This is a genomic window from Bowmanella yangjiangensis, from assembly GCF_017255015.1.
Taxonomy (GTDB): Bacteria; Pseudomonadota; Gammaproteobacteria; order Enterobacterales; family Alteromonadaceae; genus Bowmanella; species Bowmanella yangjiangensis.
The window spans coordinates 1-325 of record NZ_JAFKCS010000811.1; the positions used below are offsets into that span (position 1 = coordinate 1).

Annotated in this window: 1 protein-coding gene; it reads right to left on the reverse strand. The window is 63.1% G+C overall.

Going from position 1 to position 325, the window contains the following annotated elements; translation table 11 throughout:
• Positions 1-314, reverse strand: a 314-nt coding sequence (locus J0A65_RS26790) for a hypothetical protein (protein ID WP_206597205.1), incomplete at its 3' end; no start/stop codon positions are given.
• Between the last annotated feature and the right edge of the window lie 11 nt (positions 315-325).

Consider the following 325-nt stretch of genomic DNA (forward strand, 5'->3'; position numbering starts at 1 on the left):
CATTCGCTATCCAGGTGCAGGGGCGTCAGTACACGTCCATTGGACTCGGGTTCTCCCAGATTGACATCGATCAGGTAGACCCGTTCGTCGTCCAGTTTCCCTTGCTCGACCAGATAGGCCTTGATCGCCGCCGCCCGTTGCTGCGCCAGCTGGCGCAGTAGCAGCTTGCTCTGGGCCCAGGAGTCCAGCACGGCCTGACGCATGTTCTGGGTGCGTTGTTGCGCATCCAGCTCGGCCCACTCGGCGGGTGGCTGCTGTTTCAGGCGGGTGCGGTAGATACCTTCGAGCAGCGCCGCCTGTTCGTCCTCGCCCACCTCGAGCTCAT